This window comes from Enterobacter sp. R-1.6.2 (assembly GCF_035064085.1).
In the GTDB taxonomy this organism is placed as follows: domain Bacteria; phylum Pseudomonadota; class Gammaproteobacteria; order Enterobacterales; family Enterobacteriaceae; genus Enterobacter; species Enterobacter asburiae_B.
Genome location: NZ_JASEYI010000016.1, coordinates 12,583 through 27,842, shown reverse-complemented (window position 1 = coordinate 27,842; position 15,260 = coordinate 12,583). Strand labels below are relative to the sequence as shown.

14 protein-coding genes are annotated in these 15,260 nt (G+C 59.7%); 8 read left to right on the top strand and 6 right to left on the bottom strand.

Going from position 1 to position 15,260, the window contains the following annotated elements:
• The first annotated feature begins 3 nt into the window (after positions 1-3).
• The 8 genes from ilvB to nepI all read left to right on the top strand — a co-directional run bounded on the left by ilvB (position 4) and on the right by nepI (position 8,972).
• A complete protein-coding gene (gene ilvB, locus QMN93_RS17085) occupies positions 4-1,692 on the top strand; it encodes an acetolactate synthase large subunit (RefSeq protein WP_193140282.1) in 1,689 nt (562 codons plus the stop codon).
• A 3-nt stretch (positions 1,693-1,695) separates the two neighbouring features.
• Positions 1,696-1,983: an acetolactate synthase small subunit gene (gene ilvN, locus QMN93_RS17080; RefSeq protein WP_015570113.1), complete on the top strand. Its 288-nt coding sequence runs from the start codon at positions 1,696-1,698 to the stop codon at positions 1,981-1,983.
• A 125-nt stretch (positions 1,984-2,108) separates the two neighbouring features.
• Positions 2,109-2,702 carry a transcriptional regulator UhpA gene (uhpA, locus tag QMN93_RS17075; RefSeq protein WP_014881931.1) on the top strand — a complete coding sequence of 198 codons (594 nt, stop codon included), beginning with the start codon at positions 2,109-2,111 and terminating at the stop codon, positions 2,700-2,702.
• Positions 2,699-4,204, top strand: coding sequence for a signal transduction histidine-protein kinase/phosphatase UhpB (gene uhpB / locus QMN93_RS17070; protein ID WP_193140284.1), 1,506 nt, complete (start codon positions 2,699-2,701; stop codon positions 4,202-4,204). The genes uhpA and uhpB overlap by 4 nt, the downstream gene beginning before the upstream one ends.
• Positions 4,197-5,516 (top strand): MFS transporter, encoded by a 1,320-nt coding sequence (locus tag QMN93_RS17065; RefSeq protein ID WP_323619870.1) that lies wholly within the window; start codon positions 4,197-4,199, stop codon positions 5,514-5,516. The genes uhpB and QMN93_RS17065 overlap by 8 nt, the downstream gene beginning before the upstream one ends.
• 140 nt (positions 5,517-5,656) lie before the next feature.
• The gene (gene uhpT / locus QMN93_RS17060; RefSeq protein ID WP_023333957.1) at positions 5,657-7,048 is read left to right on the top strand and encodes a hexose-6-phosphate:phosphate antiporter; all 1,392 of its coding nucleotides are present in this window, start codon (positions 5,657-5,659) and stop codon (positions 7,046-7,048) included.
• A gap of 178 nt (positions 7,049-7,226) precedes the next feature.
• Positions 7,227-7,679, top strand: a complete 453-nt coding sequence (locus QMN93_RS17055) for a DUF1198 domain-containing protein (RefSeq protein WP_029741417.1) — start codon at positions 7,227-7,229, stop codon at positions 7,677-7,679.
• A gap of 102 nt (positions 7,680-7,781) precedes the next feature.
• Positions 7,782-8,972 carry a purine ribonucleoside efflux pump NepI gene (gene nepI / locus QMN93_RS17050; protein WP_182382846.1) on the top strand — a complete coding sequence of 397 codons (1,191 nt, stop codon included), beginning with the start codon at positions 7,782-7,784 and terminating at the stop codon, positions 8,970-8,972.
• Between the two features lie 113 nt (positions 8,973-9,085).
• Here nepI and QMN93_RS17045 read toward each other — a convergent pair whose 3' ends face one another.
• The 6 genes from QMN93_RS17045 to QMN93_RS17020 form a co-directional block, all read right to left on the bottom strand.
• Positions 9,086-9,991 carry a DMT family transporter gene (locus QMN93_RS17045; protein ID WP_048981411.1) on the bottom strand — a complete coding sequence of 302 codons (906 nt, stop codon included), beginning with the start codon at positions 9,989-9,991 and terminating at the stop codon, positions 9,086-9,088.
• Positions 9,992-10,139: 148 nt separating this feature from the next.
• Positions 10,140-11,519 carry a carbohydrate porin gene (locus QMN93_RS17040; RefSeq protein WP_033144328.1) on the bottom strand — a complete coding sequence of 460 codons (1,380 nt, stop codon included), beginning with the start codon at positions 11,517-11,519 and terminating at the stop codon, positions 10,140-10,142.
• Between the two features lie 136 nt (positions 11,520-11,655).
• The gene (locus QMN93_RS17035) at positions 11,656-11,958 is read right to left on the bottom strand and encodes a PTS lactose/cellobiose transporter subunit IIA (protein ID WP_193140294.1); all 303 of its coding nucleotides are present in this window, start codon (positions 11,956-11,958) and stop codon (positions 11,656-11,658) included.
• Positions 11,959-11,963: 5 nt separating this feature from the next.
• On the bottom strand, positions 11,964-13,340 hold the full coding sequence (locus tag QMN93_RS17030; RefSeq protein WP_182382845.1) for a glycoside hydrolase family 1 protein: 1,377 nt from the start codon (positions 13,338-13,340) through the stop codon (positions 11,964-11,966).
• 17 nt (positions 13,341-13,357) lie between these two features.
• Positions 13,358-14,683 carry a PTS sugar transporter subunit IIC gene (locus QMN93_RS17025; protein WP_193140288.1) on the bottom strand — a complete coding sequence of 442 codons (1,326 nt, stop codon included), beginning with the start codon at positions 14,681-14,683 and terminating at the stop codon, positions 13,358-13,360.
• Positions 14,684-14,694: 11 nt separating this feature from the next.
• Positions 14,695-15,009, bottom strand: coding sequence for a PTS sugar transporter subunit IIB (locus QMN93_RS17020; protein ID WP_039260376.1), 315 nt, complete (start codon positions 15,007-15,009; stop codon positions 14,695-14,697).
• Positions 15,010-15,260 lie beyond the last annotated feature (251 nt).

The following is a 15,260-nucleotide window of genomic DNA, read 5'->3' as shown; positions in this document are numbered from 1 at the left end:
AGCATGGCAAGTTCGGGCACAACATCCACCACGACGCGTTTTACTGGCGCGCAGCTGATCGTTCATCTGCTGGAACGGCAGGGCATCACCACGGTTGCGGGTATCCCTGGCGGCACGGTGCTGCCGCTGTACGATGCGTTAAGCCAAAGCACGCAGATCCGCCACGTGCTGGCGCGCCACGAGCAGGGGGCAGGCTTTATTGCTCAGGGCATGGCGCGTACGCAGGGCAAACCGGCGGTCTGTATGGCCTGCAGCGGCCCTGGCGCAACCAACCTGGTGACCGCCATCGCCGACGCGCGTCTCGACTCCATTCCGCTGATCTGCATTACCGGCCAGGTACCGTCCTCGATGATCGGCACCGATGCGTTCCAGGAAGTGGACACCTACGGCATCTCTATCCCCATCACCAAACATAACTATTTAGTTCGCGATATCAGCGAGCTTCCTCAGGTTATCAGCGATGCGTTCCGCATTGCGCAGTCTGGCCGCCCGGGCCCGGTGTGGATAGACATTCCTAAGGATGTCCAGACCGCAGAGATCGAGATCGACGTGCTGCCGGAGCCGGGCGACCGTGCCCCCGCGCCCGAATTCAGCGCTGAGAGCGTGCGCGATGCCGCCGCCATGATTAACGCTGCCAAACGCCCGGTGCTCTATCTGGGCGGTGGGGCGATTAACGCTGCGGATGAAATCCGCGAGTTTGCGGAAAAAGCCAACCTGCCAACCACCATGACCCTGATGGCGCTGGGTATGCTGCCTAAAGCGCACCCGCTCTCTCTCGGCATGCTGGGCATGCACGGCGCGCGCAGCACCAACTACATCCTGCAAGAGGCGGATTTGCTGATTGTTATGGGCGCGCGTTTTGATGACCGGGCGATTGGCAAAACCGAGCAGTTCTGCCCGAACGCGAAGATCATTCACGTGGATATCGATCGCGCCGAGCTGGGTAAAATCAAGCAGCCGCACGTGGCGATTCAGGGCGACGTGGCGGAAGTGCTGGCGCAGCTGATCCCGCAGACGGACGCAGCCGAGCGCGCCGACTGGCGCCAGCTGGTGGCCGATCTGCAGCGCGAGTTCCCGGGAGCCATACCAACAGAAGGCGACCCGCTGAGCCACTACGGGCTGATCAACGCCGTGGCCGCCTGCGTGGACGACAGCGCGATTATCACCACCGACGTCGGCCAGCATCAGATGTGGACCGCCCAGGCCTACCCGCTGAACCGTCCGCGCCAGTGGCTGACCTCCGGCGGGCTGGGAACCATGGGCTTCGGCCTGCCCGCGGCGGTTGGTGCGGCGCTGGCTAATCCGGACCGCAAGGTCATCTGCTTCTCCGGAGACGGCAGCCTGATGATGAACATTCAGGAAATGGCGACCGCGGCCGAAAACCAGTTAGACGTGAAAATCATCCTGATGAACAACGAGGCGCTGGGTCTGGTGCACCAGCAGCAGAGCCTGTTCTACAAGCAGGGCGTGTTTGCCGCGACCTATCCGGGGATGATTAACTTTATGCAGATTGCCGCCGGTTTTGGCCTGCATACCTGCGATCTGAACGCGGAAGAAGACGCCCACGCGGCGCTGCAGGCGGCGATTTCTCGCCCCGGCCCGGCGCTGATCCACGTGCGTATCGACCCTGAACAAAAAGTGTATCCGATGGTGCCGCCGGGTGCGGCAAATACTGAGATGGTGGGGGAATAAGCCATGCAGAAACAATGTGATAACGTCATTCTGGAACTCACCGTCCGCAACCACCCTGGCGTCATGACCCACGTCTGCGGGCTCTTTGCCCGCCGGGCGTTTAACGTGGAAGGCATTCTCTGCTTGCCGATTCAGGGCAGCGAGCACAGCCGCATCTGGCTACTGGTCAACGACGATCAGCGTCTGGAGCAGATGATGGCGCAGATCGACAAGCTGGAAGACGTCACCAAAGTGGCGCGCAACCAGTCCGATCCCACCATGTTTAACAAAATTGCGGTGTTTTTCGAGTAAATCACTTAAGGTAAGAGGCTTTTGCCGGATGGCGCTGCGCTTATCCGGCCTACAAGGACTTTACACGTAGGCCGGATAAGGCGTTTACGCCGCCATCCGGCGTGTTCACGCATCAGGATCAACCCATGACCACCATCGCTCTCATCGACGACCACCTTATCGTCCGCTCCGGCTTTGCCCAGCTTTTAAACCTCGAACCGGATTTTCAGGTCGTGGCCGAGTTTGGCTCCGGTCGTGAAGCGCTGGCGGGCCTGCCGGGGCGCGGGGTGCAGGTCTGTATCTGCGACATCTCGATGCCGGATCTCTCCGGGCTGGAGCTGCTAAGCCAGCTGCCGAAAGGGATGGCGACGATTATGCTGTCGGTCCACGACAGCCCGGCGCTGGTCGAGCAGGCGCTCAACGCGGGCGCGCGCGGCTTCCTCTCTAAACGCTGTAGCCCCGACGAACTGATCGCCGCGGTGCGCACCGTCTCCACCGGCGGCTGCTATTTAACGCCGGATATCGCCATCAAGCTGGCGGCCGGACGTCAGGATCCGCTCACCAAACGCGAGCGTCAGGTTGCGGAAAAACTCGCGCAGGGGATGTCGGTAAAAGAGATTGCCGCCGAGCTGGATCTGTCCCCGAAAACCGTACACGTTCACCGCGCCAACCTGATGGAAAAACTTAACGTCAGCAACGACGTCGAGCTGGCGCGCCGCATGTTCGACAGCTGGCAATGAGTCCCGTCTTTTCGCGGCTGATCGCCGTTGTCGCCAGCTTTTTTATCTTCTCCGCCGCCTGGTTTTGCCTGTGGAGCATCAGCCTGCACCTGGTGGAACGCCCCGAGCTGGCGGTGCTGCTGTTTCCCTTCGGCCTGCGTCTGGGGTTAATGCTCCAGTGTCCGCGCGCCTACTGGCCGGTTTTGCTCGGCGCAGAGTGGCTGATGCTGGTCTGGCTGGCGCAGGAAGTCGCCCTCGCGCACCTGCCCTTATTGATGACCGGAAGCCTGCTAACGCTTCTCCCGGTTGCGCTCATTTCCCGCTACCGCCACCAGCGCGACTGGCGCACGCTGCTGCGTCAGGGGGCGGCGCTGATTGCCGCCGCGCTGCTGCAGTCGCTTCCGTGGATAGGCGAGAAGGAGATGCTCAACGCCCTGCTGCTGACCCTGACCGGCGGCCTGACGCTGGCACCAACCTGCCTCGTGATCTGGCACTACCTCACCAGCACCGTCTGGCAGCCGCTCGGTCCGGCGCTGGTTTCCCAACCGGTGAACTGGCGCGCCCGGCACCTCATCTGGTATCTGCTGCTGTTTGTGGTGAGCCTGTGGCTCCAGCTTGGCCTTCCCGCCGAGCTTTCACGCTTCACGCCGTTTTGTCTGGCGCTTCCAATCATTGCCCTGGCCTGGCACTACGGCTGGCAGGGGGCGCTGATCGCCACGCTGATGAACGCCATCGCGCTGATTGCCAGCCAGACCTGGCACGATCATCCGGTGGATCTGCTGCTTTCCCTGCTGGCCCAGAGCCTGACCGGGCTGTTGCTCGGCGCGGGCATACAGCGCCTGCGCGAGCTGAACCAGTCCCTGCAAACCGAGCTGGCGCGCAACCGCCGTCTGGCGGAGCGTCTGCTGGAGACGGAAGAGAGCGTGCGGCAGGAGGTCGCCCGCGAGCTGCACGACGATATCGGGCAGACCATCACCGCCATCCGCACCCAGGCGGGCATTGTCCAGCGCCTGGCGGCGGAAAACGCGGGCGTGAAGCAGGGCGGGGCGCATATCGAACAGCTTTCGCTGGGCGTCTATGACTCCGTTCGCCGCCTGTTAGGACGGCTGCGCCCGCGCCAGCTTGACGACCTTACGCTTGAGCAGGCGGTGCGTTCCCTGATGCGCGAGATGGAGCTGGAAAGCCGCGGGATTATCAGCCATCTCGACTGGCGTATTAACGAGCCTGCGCTGAGCGAAGGCCAGCGCGTGACGCTGTTCCGCGTCTGTCAGGAGGGGCTGAACAATATCGTCAAGCACGCCAGCGCCAGCGCGGTCACGATCCAGGGCTGGCAGCAGGACGAGCGCCTGATGCTAGTGATTGAAGACGACGGCTGCGGCCTGCCGCCGGGATCCGGCCAGCAGGGCTTTGGCCTGGCGGGCATGCGCGAGCGCGTGAAGGCGCTCGGCGGCACGCTGAACATCTCCTGCACCCACGGGACGCGCGTCAGCGTCAGCCTGCCGCTACGGAGTTACCATGTTTAAAACCCCTGCCAGCGCCGCGCCGATAGGCGACAAAGCGGAAATCGACGCCCGTTACCGCTACTGGCGTCGCCATATCCTGATGACCATCTGGCTCGGCTACGCGCTGTTCTACTTCACCCGCAAAAGCTTCAACGCCGCCGCGCCGGAAATCCTCGCCAGCGGCGTGATGACGCGCACCGATATCGGCCTGCTGGCGACGCTGTTTTACATCACCTACGGCCTGTCGAAGTTCTTCTCCGGCACCGTCAGCGACCGCTCCAACGCGCGCTATTTTATGGGCGTTGGGCTGATCGCCACCGGTGTGGTGAACATCCTGTTTGGTTTCTCCACCTCGCTGTGGGCCTTTGCCCTGCTGTGGGCGCTGAACGCCTTTTTCCAGGGCTGGGGCGCGCCGGTCTGCGCCCGCCTGCTCACCGCCTGGTACTCGCGCAACGAGCGCGGCGGCTGGTGGGCAATCTGGAACACCGCGCATAACGTCGGCGGGGCGCTGATCCCTATGGTGGTGGGTGCCGCGGCGCTGCACTACGGCTGGCGTGCGGGGATGATGATTGCCGGTGGCCTCGCGATTGTCGCCGGGCTGTTCCTCTGCTGGCGCCTGCGCGACAGGCCGCAAACCGTCGGCCTGCCGCCGGTGGGCGACTGGCGACACGACGAGATGGAGATTGCCCAGCAGCAGGAAGGCGCGGGGCTGACCCGCAGGGAGATCCTCACCAAATACGTGCTGAAAAATCCGTACATCTGGCTGCTGTCGCTCTGCTACGTGCTGGTCTACGTGGTGCGCGCGGCGATCAACGACTGGGGCAACCTGTACATGTCCGAGACGCTCGGCGTGGATCTGGTGACCGCCAACTCGGCGGTGACGATGTTCGAGCTGGGCGGGTTTATCGGCGCGCTGGTGGCGGGCTGGGGCTCGGACAAGCTGTTCAACGGCAACCGTGGTCCGATGAACCTGATTTTCGCCGCCGGGATTTTGCTCTCCGTCGGCTCGCTGTGGCTGATGCCGTTCGCCAGCTACGTGATGCAGGCGGCGTGCTTCTTCACCACCGGCTTCTTCGTGTTTGGCCCGCAGATGCTGATCGGCATGGCGGCGGCGGAATGTTCCCACAAAGAGGCGGCAGGCGCGGCGACGGGCTTTGTCGGGCTGTTTGCCTACCTCGGCGCATCGCTCTCCGGCTGGCCGCTGGCGCGGGTGATCGACGTCTGGCACTGGAGCGGTTTCTTCGCGGTGATCGCCATCGCGGCGGGGATTTCCGCGCTGCTGCTGCTGCCCTTCCTGCACGCGCAGGCCCCGCGCGAGGTGAGCGAAGCGTGATGCGTCTCACCTTTTCACCCCGAATGGCGCAAAACCAGGAAATTTTCCCGGTTTTACCTGGACGCTGTCTCAGGCATCTCTCCCGGCTGATTTTTACAATGCCTGCCATTCGCAGGTAAAAATCAGCTCAGGAGCAAACCATGCTGGCCTTCCTCAACCAGGTGCGCAAGCCGACCCTGGATCTGCCGCTCGACGTGCGGCGCAAGATGTGGTTCAAACCGTTCATGCAGTCCTATCTGGTGGTCTTCATCGGCTACCTGACCATGTACCTGATCCGCAAAAACTTTAACATCGCGCAGAACGACATGATCTCAACCTACGGGCTGAGCATGACGCAGCTGGGGATGATTGGCCTGGGCTTCTCCATCACCTACGGCGTGGGTAAAACCGTTGTGTCCTACTACGCGGACGGCAAAAACACCAAGCAGTTCCTGCCGTTTATGCTGATCCTCTCCGCCATCTGTATGCTCGGCTTCAGCGCCAGCATGGGCGCGGGCTCCGTCAGCCTGTTTATGATGATCGCCTTCTACGCCCTGAGCGGCTTCTTCCAGAGTACCGGCGGGTCGTGCAGCTACTCCACCATCACCAAATGGACCCCGCGCCGCAAGCGTGGTTCGTACCTCGGCATGTGGAACATCTCCCACAACCTCGGCGGGGCGGGGGCGGCTGGCGTAGCGCTGTTTGGCGCAAACTACCTGTTCGACGGCCACGTGATCGGCATGTTTATCTTCCCGTCGATTATCGCCCTGATTGTCGGCTTTATCGGCCTGCGCTACGGCAGCGACTCCCCGGAATCTTACGGCCTCGGCAAAGCCGAAGAGCTGTTCGGCGAGGAGATCAGCGAAGAGGACAAAGAGACCGAAGAAAACGAGATGTCCAAATGGCAGATCTTTGTTGAGTACGTGCTGAAAAACAAAGTGATCTGGCTGCTGTGCTTCTCAAACATCTTCCTCTACGTGGTGCGTATTGGTATTGACCAGTGGTCGACCGTGTATGCCTTCCAGGAGCTGAAGCTCTCTAAAGAAGTGGCGATTCAGGGCTTCACCCTGTTCGAAGTGGGCGCCCTGGTCGGCACGCTGCTGTGGGGCTGGCTCTCCGATCTCGCCAACGGCCGTCGTGCGCTGGTGGCCTGCGTCGCGCTGGCGCTGATTATCGCCACGCTCGGCGTCTACCAGCATGCCAGCAACCAGTACGTTTACCTGGCGTCCCTGTTCGCGCTCGGCTTCCTGGTGTTTGGTCCACAGCTGCTGATCGGCGTGGCGGCAGTCGGCTTCGTACCGAAAAAAGCGATCGGCGCCGCCGATGGGATTAAGGGCACCTTCGCCTACCTGATCGGCGACAGCTTCGCCAAGCTGGGTCTGGGGATGATCGCCGACGGCACGCCAATTTTCGGCCTCACCGGCTGGGCGGGCACCTTCGCGGCGCTGGATGCGGCGGCCATCGGCTGTATCGTCCTGATGGCAATGGTCGCGGTGCTGGAAGAACGTAAGATTCGCCGTGAAAATCGCGCGCAGAAATTAAAAACAGCCTGAGTGTGCAGGTAACTTCTTTGCCCGGTGTGTGATGCCGGGCTTTTTTATATTGATCCCGACGGCATTAACTCCTCTTCTCCCAATTCTTCAACATCTTTTCCTTTCACTATTATGGTGCCACCCGCTGTCGAGGCGCTGCGTTTCCCGCTATGATGAGCGGCTATTCATAGGAGAACGCATGGTCTGGATAATGCTGGCAACGCTTGCCGTGGTGTTTGTGGTGGGATTTCGCGTCCTGACCTCAGATTCCCGCCGCGCCATCAAACGTTTGAGCGAGCGTCTGGGGATCACCCCGATGCCGGTTGAGTCGATGATCGACCAGTTCGGTAAAACGTCGGGCAATGAGTTTATCCGCTACCTTGAGCGGCCGGACGAGGCGCATCTGCAAAACGCCGCGCAGGTGCTGCTCATCTGGCAGGTTTGCATTGTCGACGGCAGCGAGGAGAACCTGCACGCCTGGCACCGCATGCTGCGTAAAGCCCGCCTTGCCGCGCCGATTACCGATGCGCAAATTCGTCTGGCGCTTGGCTTCATGCGCGAGATGGAGCCCGATCCGCAGGAGCTAAACGCTTTCCAGCTTCGCTATAACCAGCTCTTCCTGCCGGAAGAGGGCGTGTTTTACCTGCACTGATCCCCTGTAAAAACGACAAAAGTTGTCAAATCGTTAAATCCGTCACACTTTTGATGATAAACTGCGCGACTTTTCCGCACGTTTTTATCTTCAGGTGACGCCATGACAGAACATATCCAGCCCACGACCAGACCGCAGACCAAAGAGGTTTCTCGCCCCAACTGGTCGGCCGTTTTCGCCGTGGCGTTCTGCGTCGCCTGCCTGATTACCGTTGAGTTTCTGCCGGTGAGCCTGCTGACGCCGATGGCGCAGGATTTGGGCATTTCCGAGGGCGTGGCGGGGCAGTCCGTCACCGTTACCGCCTTCGTGGCGATGTTCGCCAGCCTGTTTATCACCCAGGTGATTGGCACCATCGACCGTCGCAAGGTGGTCATTCTGTTCAGCGTGCTGCTGACGCTCTCCTGCCTGCTGGTCTCCTTCGCGGAAAGCTTCACCCTGATGCTGCTGGGGCGCGCCTGCCTGGGGCTGGGATTAGGCGGTTTCTGGGCGATGTCGGCCTCGCTCACGATGCGACTGGTGCCCGCGCGGACGGTGCCAAAAGCGCTTTCCGTTATCTTCGGTGCGGTCTCTATCGCGCTGGTGATTGCCGCGCCGCTCGGCAGCTTCCTCGGCGGGATTATCGGCTGGCGTAACGTCTTCAACGCCGCGGCGGTGATGGGCCTGCTCTGCATCATTTGGGTGTGGAAAGCGCTACCGTCGCTACCGGGCGAAGCGGCGCACCACAAACAGAACATGTTCGCGCTGCTGAAGCGCCCCGGCGTGCTGGCGGGGATGACCGCTATCTTTATGTCCTTTGCCGGGCAGTTTGCCTTCTTTACCTATATCCGCCCGGTGTTTATGACCATGGCGGGCTTTGACGTGGACGGCCTGACGCTGGTGCTGCTGAGCTTTGGTATCGCCAGCTTTGTCGGCACCTCGCTGTCTTCCCAGTTCCTGAAACGCTCCCTGAAGGTGGCGCTGGCGGGTGCGCCGCTGGTGCTGGCAGCGAGCGCAGCGGTGCTGGTGCTGTGGGGCAGCGATAAGTGGGTGGCGTCTACCATCGCGATTATCTGGGGGTTGGCCTTTGCCCTGGTGCCGGTGGGCTGGTCGACGTGGATCACCCGCACGCTTGCCGATCAGGCGGAAAAAGCCGGGTCGATTCAGGTGGCGGTGATCCAGCTGGCAAATACCTGCGGCGCGGCCATTGGCGGCGTGGCGCTCGACCATTTGGGGCTGACGTCACCGCTGGTGATCTCCGGCACGCTGATGCTGCTGACCGCGCTGCTGGTGGCGGGGAAGGTTAAGGCAAAGTAAGTCAATTTCCCCCCTCACCCCGGCCCTCTCCCCAAAGGGGCGAGGGTGAAAAGACAGCACCGAGCCGTCCCCTCTCCCCTGTGGGGAGAGGGTTAGGGTGAGGGGACATCAGGCTACGCCGATGTCTGAACCCGTCTTCTCGAATCCATTGAAATCAACACTACCGACGACACAATCAATAGCGTCCCCAGCCAGTCCGGCAGGGTGAACGCCACTCCCAGCAACACCACCGACAGCAGCGCGCTGCTCAAGGGTTCGGCGCAGCTCAGAATGCTCGCCTTCGGCCCGCCGATCATCTGTGCACCTTTCAGGTACAGGCTGAACGTTAGCGCCGTGCCAATCACCACCAGATAGAAAAACGCCAGCAGCAGGCTGCCGTCAATCACAAAGGTGGTCCCGCGCCCGGCGTAGAACGGCGTCAGCATTAGCCCGGCAATCAACATGCTCCAGCCGACAATCGGCAGCGTGCCGTAGCGGGCGATCAGCGTTGACGGATACGTCGTGTAAAACGCGGCGGCAAACGCCGAGGCGATGCCGAAGAACAGCGCGGCAGGCGAGATGGAGAGCGAGGTCGGGTCGCCGTGGGTGACCAGCAGAAACGTACCGACAAGCGACGTCATGATGGCCGACAGCACAAAGACGCCGGGGCGCTTTTTCCGCGCCAGGGCGAACCAGGCCACGATAATGGTCGGCGAGAGGAACTGCAGCACGGTAGCGGTCGCCGCGTTGGATTTCTCAATCGTCAGCAGGAAGGTGAGCTGCACGGTGAGCGCGCCGACGAGTGAGAAAATCAGCAGGCTGAGGGCGTCTTTGCGATGTTTGATGACCGAGAAAATCTTATCGCCGTGAACGAAGGAGAGCGTCAGCAGGATCACGCCGGTAAACAGCAGGCGAACCATGGTCAGGTAAGGCGAAGAAATGTGGCTTTTCTCCATGATGTACTGCGCGCAAACGCCGGAACTGCCCCATAAAACGGCGGCGATCAGGACGTTTAGCATCCCTTTACGTGTGGAACCCATTTTCTCCCCTGCGATGTTGTCGTTAATTCGGTCAACAGCATAGCATGGTTGTGTGCGACCTGATGCCCTCACCCCGGCCCTCTCCCACGTGGAGAGGGAGCAAACACTAAAAACGGCAACTTGCGTTGCCGTTTTGCTTCTACCTTGCTTAGAACCACGCCTCCCACATCGCGCCGACGTTGAAGTCGTCGAGCGTTTCGTCTTTGGTATTGTTCACGCGCGCGGTGCGTTCGTTATCCACCTTGCCGCCGGTCACGTAGAAGCGCAGCATCGGGCGGAACTCCGGTCCCATGGCGATAGACATGTTCTGGGACAGGGTCAGCTTCCAGCCCTTGTTGTCGCCACCGTTGTCGTAATCCACGTGCTGCCAGCCCGCTTCCAGCCAGGTGGAGTGAACGTCGTTCCACCAGTGCATCGGTCGCACGATGGCGTTGTAGTTTTTGCGGTTGTCGGTCTTATCGCGGCTGTTGTCGTAGTCGTGGAAGGCGAGGATGTACTCCACCTGCGTGGCCTGGGTGAATTTGTACAGTCCTTCGAAGCTGGCGTAGACCGTGGTCAGATCCTCGGTTTTGTTGAACACGCTGTTGTCCGCGTTATCGGAGTAGCGGGCGATCACCTTGTTCACGCCGCTGTCGTTGGTGTGGCTCAACACCACGCCGCCCTGCCACGCGTTCAGACGCTCGTCGCTCTCCACCGCCTTGGAGTCAAAGCCGTAGTTGGCGTACAGCTCCATGTCGATCGGGCCGAGCTTCATGCCGTGGATTTTTGAGGTCGCGGCGTAGTTGCCTTTGTCGCCCGTGCCGGAACCGCCGGTACAGGTGATGCGCGACGGGTTGGCTTCATCTTCCATCACTTCCGGGCTACAGGATTCCACCGCCGCCACGGCGGCCACGTCGAACTGCACGCCGCCGATGTCGAAGTTCTTCACCCCGGCGCCCTGGCCGTCGTGGTTCATCCAGAAGTAATCGTTGATGCCCTGCTGCGGACGCTGGTGGAAGTCACGACCTGCCCAGAAATAGGCGTTCGGGTTGGAGGCCATAATGTTGGTCACCCCCGCGTAGGCTTTTTTCAGGTTAACTTCGTCGCCCCAGTGATCGATCATCACGTTAACGTCCCAGATGGCGCCGTTTTCACCCTTGAAGGCCTTGGAGAGCTGGAATTCCCCGCCGTTGCCTTCGTTGCCCAGACGACCAATGGCGGACGCGCCGTTGTACGAGCCGTCCACCGCGACGTATTTCTGATCGGCGGCCTGGAAGTGCGCGCCGTACCGAGCGTAGCCGGTAAATTTAATTCCGAACGGGATCGCCATATCCGGAGATTGCGCCGCGCTTTGCGGCTCGGTCACCACGTCCGCTTTTTTCGCGACCGCCGCATCCATTTTGGCCTGACGTTCGGCGAGGGCTTTATCCACCGCTTTCGCCACAATGGCGTCGATTTGCTCCTGGGTGAATTCCTGCGCGAGCACGGAAATTGGGCAAAGCGCGGCGATAACCGCCATGGTTAATGGAAGTTTTTTAATCGTATTCATGGTTATCTCAATATAGTTTAATTTTATTCAGACAATAACCATCCCGCTCCGATCTGACAGAGTATGTCGCTATCATCAGAACAAGTGGATCTCTATTTAGGGTACAGAGGTATTACAATAATTATTTCGCCATAGACTATCTCTGATATAAATGAATAATTTCTTCGGACAGTTCACGCGCTAATAATGAATTCATTAAATGATCCTGCGCGTGCACCATAATTAACATCATCGGCTGGCGGCCTTCGCCCGCATCCTGCTCGATCAGTTTGGTCTGCATCTTGTGCGCCTGGCGCGCGTAGCCGTCGGCTTCGCGCAGCAGGCTTTTGGCTTCGTCAATATTGCCCTGGCGCGCCGCGTGCAGCGCTTCAAAGCACAGGCTGCGGGACTGTCCGGCATTGACGATAATTTCCATTACGGCTTCTTCTAATGCGATCATCATCATTACTCTTTTTCAAAACTATTATTTAACGCGGTAGCGGCAAACCACTCTCCGCTTTTCTTAATGGTGCGTTTCTGCGTCTCTAAATCGAGCTGGATAAATCCGTAGCGATTTTTATACGCGTTGCACCACGACCAGTTATCAATAAACGTCCACATATGGTAGCCGAGACAATTGCACCCTTCGCTAATACCCTTATGCAGCCAGGCTAAATGTTCGGAAATAAACTCGATGCGGTACCGATCGTTAATCTGGCCATTTTCAATAAAACGCTGCTCGTTTTCGACGCCCATGCCGTTTTCAGAAATAAAGCAGCGTGGGTTGCCGTAATTGTCGCGCAGGTTAACCAGAATATCGTAAATACCCGGCTCGTAGATTTCCCAGCCGCGGTACGGGTTTATCTTGCGGCCCGGCATCTCGTAATTATCGAAGAACCACTCCGGCATAAACGGCGCCTGCGGGTTCACCGCGCTGTCGCGACACTTCACGCGACGCGGCTGATAGTAATTCACGCCGAGCAGGTCGATTTTCCCTTCCGCAATCAGGAAGCCGTCTTCCGGTTTACAGGCGGGTAATTGATCGCAGGATTTCAGCAGCGCTACGAGATCTGCCGGGTATTCGCCGCGCAGGACCGGGTCAAGGAAGCTGCGGTTAAACATCAGATCCGCGATGTGCGCCGCCTTCACGTCTGCCGGGTTCTGCGAGCGCGGGTACGACGGCGTCAGGTTCAGCACGATGCCAATCTCCCCCGCGTAATGCCCGGCGCGGTAGGCCTGAACCGCCTTCGCATGGGCCAGCACGGTGTGATACGCCACGGTGGCTGCCCGACGAAAATCCACCACGTTCGGGTAGTGGAAATCGTAGAGATAACCGCCTTCCACCGGCACGATCGGCTCGTTGAAGGTAAACCAGTGCAGCACGCGATCGCCGAACAGCTCAAAGCAAATCTGCGCATAGCGGGCGTAGGCGTCCACCACGTCGCGGTTTTCCCAGCCGCCGATCTCCTGCATCGCCATCGGCATGTCGAAATGGAACAGGGTCATAAACGGCGTGATGCCCTGTTCATTCAGCTCATCAATGACCTGATTGTAAAAATCGACCGCTTCCGGGTTCACTTCACCGATACCGTCGGGGATCAGGCGCGCCCAGCTAATCGAGGTGCGAAAGCTGTTGTGGTTCAGCTGCTTTAACAGCTGAATATCCGTTTTCCAGTGCTGATAAAACGTGGAGGTCTGCTGCGGCCCCACGCCGTTGTGAAAACGGTTTGGCTCGCGGGCAAACCAGTAATCCCACGTGGTTTCCCCCTCTCTTGCCCCTTCCGTCTGGAGAGCGGAGCTTGCGCTGCCCCACCAGAAGTTATCGGGAAATGCGTATTTCATGACTCTTCCTCTTTGACTTAATTGCTGGCGGTCTCGGCGGCGCCGACGGTTGCCTGGACCTTCTGCTCTTCGTTTTTGATGAGCGTACGCTCATAGGCGCGCAGGAACGGCAGGTACATCAGCGCGGACATCACCATACAGACCAGGCACATCACCACCGGGCTCAGCGCCCAGTTTGCCGCCCACGAGGCGCCAATCGGTGCAGGGGTGGTCCACGGGGTCAACGAGACGACCTGCGCCAGCCAGCCGAGTTTGGTTGCCGCGTACGCCAGGCAGGCGTTGACCAGCGGAACGAACACGAACGGGATAAACAGCATCGGGTTCATGATGATCGGCGCGCCGAACAGAATCGGTTCGTTGATGTTGAAGAAGCTTGGCACCACGCCCATTTTGCCGATGGTGCGCAGGTGGGTAACGCGGCTGCGCAGCAGCAGGAACGCCAGCGGCAGCGTGGAGCCTACGCCGCCAATCAGCAGGTAGTGATCCCAGAAGCCCTGGAGGTAAACGTGCGGCAGCGCCGCGCCGGCCGCCAGCGCCGCCTGGTTTGCCGAGAGGTTCGCCATCCAGAACGGGTTCATGATGCCGGTGACGATCAGCGAGCCGTGAATACCGGCGAACCAGAAGATCTGGCACAGCAGCACGGAGAGCAGAATGGCGGGCAGGGAGTCAGAGGCGGACACCAGCGGCTCCAGCAGGTGCATGATCGCCTGCGGTATGATCATTCCGGTCTGCGCTTCAATGAACAGGTTCAGCGGGTGCAGCGTACCGATCACCACCATCACCGGGATCAGGATCTCAAACGAGCGCGCCACGCCGGTCGGGACTTCCTTCGGCAGGCGAATGGTCACGTTGTTCTGCTTCAGCCACGCGTAGACGCGGGTGGCGTAAATGGCGGTGATCAGCGCGGTGAAGATGCCCTGGCCGGAGAGATACTGGGTCGAGATTTTGCCGTCGGCATACGGCGCGGCGACCAGCAGGAAGGCCATAAAGGCCAGCAGGCCGGACATCACCGGGTCGAGGTTAAACTGACGCCCCAGGCTCGCCCCAATCCCCACCGAAATGAAGAAGGTCATCACGCCCATGCTGAGGTTAAACGGCAGCATCAGCTGTTCGCGGTAGGTCTGGGAGAAATCCAGCCAGCCGCGGGCGAAGCTGTTGGTGGTATCCGCCGAGAACGGCGGGAAGATGAACACCAGCATAAACGAGCCGATGATCATAAACGGCAGCGCGGCGGTAAAGCCGTCGCGGATGGCAATCACATACTTTTGCTGGCCCAGCTTTGCGGCCAGCGGGGTAATTGACTGCTCAATCACCGCGACCATGGATTGATATAACGAACTCATGTGAACACCTTTTAGTGTGCCGCTTCGATGAGCGACAGAGCATAGTCCAGTACTTTATCGCCACGCTGCATGCCGTAGTCCATCATGTCGATGGGCTGCACCGGAATGCCTTTCGTAGCCGCCTTGTCTGAGAGTGTCTTTAACATGTATTTCACTTGCGGTCCGAGAAGGACAACCTGGTATTGCGGAAACTGCGTATCAAATTCGGAAACACCGTACGCATCAATCTTCACCGGCAAACCACGTTCTTTCGCGACATCGACCATTTTGCTGACCAACAGGCTGGTGGACATCCCGGCAGAGCAGCACAGCATAATCTTGAACATCGACAACCATCCTCTAAATGTAAAAAGTTATTGCGAGGATGATTGGACATTATACGGAAACCGGTTTCCATTCATAAAAGACAGAAGTGTGACAACCATCAAGATCCCTTACTTATGAGGCTAATTAACCGGATGTGGGTCACATAATTTGGCCGTTTTGACATCATTTTGAGTGGAAACGGAAAATCGGTTTCCATGGAAAACGGAAACGGATATACTCCGTTCTGGCTATAATGTGAGCCGAAGCGGTG

What these genes read in the sequence shown, in the direction of transcription:
- ilvB (WP_193140282.1), top strand. Translation starts at nt 4, where the DNA reads ATGGCAAGTTCGGGCACAACATCCACCACGACGCGTTTTACTGGCGCG.
- ilvN (WP_015570113.1), top strand. Translation starts at nt 1,696, where the DNA reads ATGCAGAAACAATGTGATAACGTCATTCTGGAACTCACCGTCCGCAAC.
- uhpA (WP_014881931.1), top strand. Translation starts at nt 2,109, where the DNA reads ATGACCACCATCGCTCTCATCGACGACCACCTTATCGTCCGCTCCGGC.
- uhpB (WP_193140284.1), top strand. Translation starts at nt 2,699, where the DNA reads ATGAGTCCCGTCTTTTCGCGGCTGATCGCCGTTGTCGCCAGCTTTTTT.
- QMN93_RS17065 (WP_323619870.1), top strand. Translation starts at nt 4,197, where the DNA reads ATGTTTAAAACCCCTGCCAGCGCCGCGCCGATAGGCGACAAAGCGGAA.
- uhpT (WP_023333957.1), top strand. Translation starts at nt 5,657, where the DNA reads ATGCTGGCCTTCCTCAACCAGGTGCGCAAGCCGACCCTGGATCTGCCG.
- QMN93_RS17055 (WP_029741417.1), top strand. Translation starts at nt 7,227, where the DNA reads ATGGTCTGGATAATGCTGGCAACGCTTGCCGTGGTGTTTGTGGTGGGA.
- nepI (WP_182382846.1), top strand. Translation starts at nt 7,782, where the DNA reads ATGACAGAACATATCCAGCCCACGACCAGACCGCAGACCAAAGAGGTT.
- QMN93_RS17045 (WP_048981411.1), bottom strand. Translation starts at nt 9,991, where the DNA reads ATGGGTTCCACACGTAAAGGGATGCTAAACGTCCTGATCGCCGCCGTT.
- QMN93_RS17040 (WP_033144328.1), bottom strand. Translation starts at nt 11,519, where the DNA reads ATGAATACGATTAAAAAACTTCCATTAACCATGGCGGTTATCGCCGCG.
- QMN93_RS17035 (WP_193140294.1), bottom strand. Translation starts at nt 11,958, where the DNA reads ATGATCGCATTAGAAGAAGCCGTAATGGAAATTATCGTCAATGCCGGA.
- QMN93_RS17030 (WP_182382845.1), bottom strand. Translation starts at nt 13,340, where the DNA reads ATGAAATACGCATTTCCCGATAACTTCTGGTGGGGCAGCGCAAGCTCC.
- QMN93_RS17025 (WP_193140288.1), bottom strand. Translation starts at nt 14,683, where the DNA reads ATGAGTTCGTTATATCAATCCATGGTCGCGGTGATTGAGCAGTCAATT.
- QMN93_RS17020 (WP_039260376.1), bottom strand. Translation starts at nt 15,009, where the DNA reads ATGTTCAAGATTATGCTGTGCTGCTCTGCCGGGATGTCCACCAGCCTG.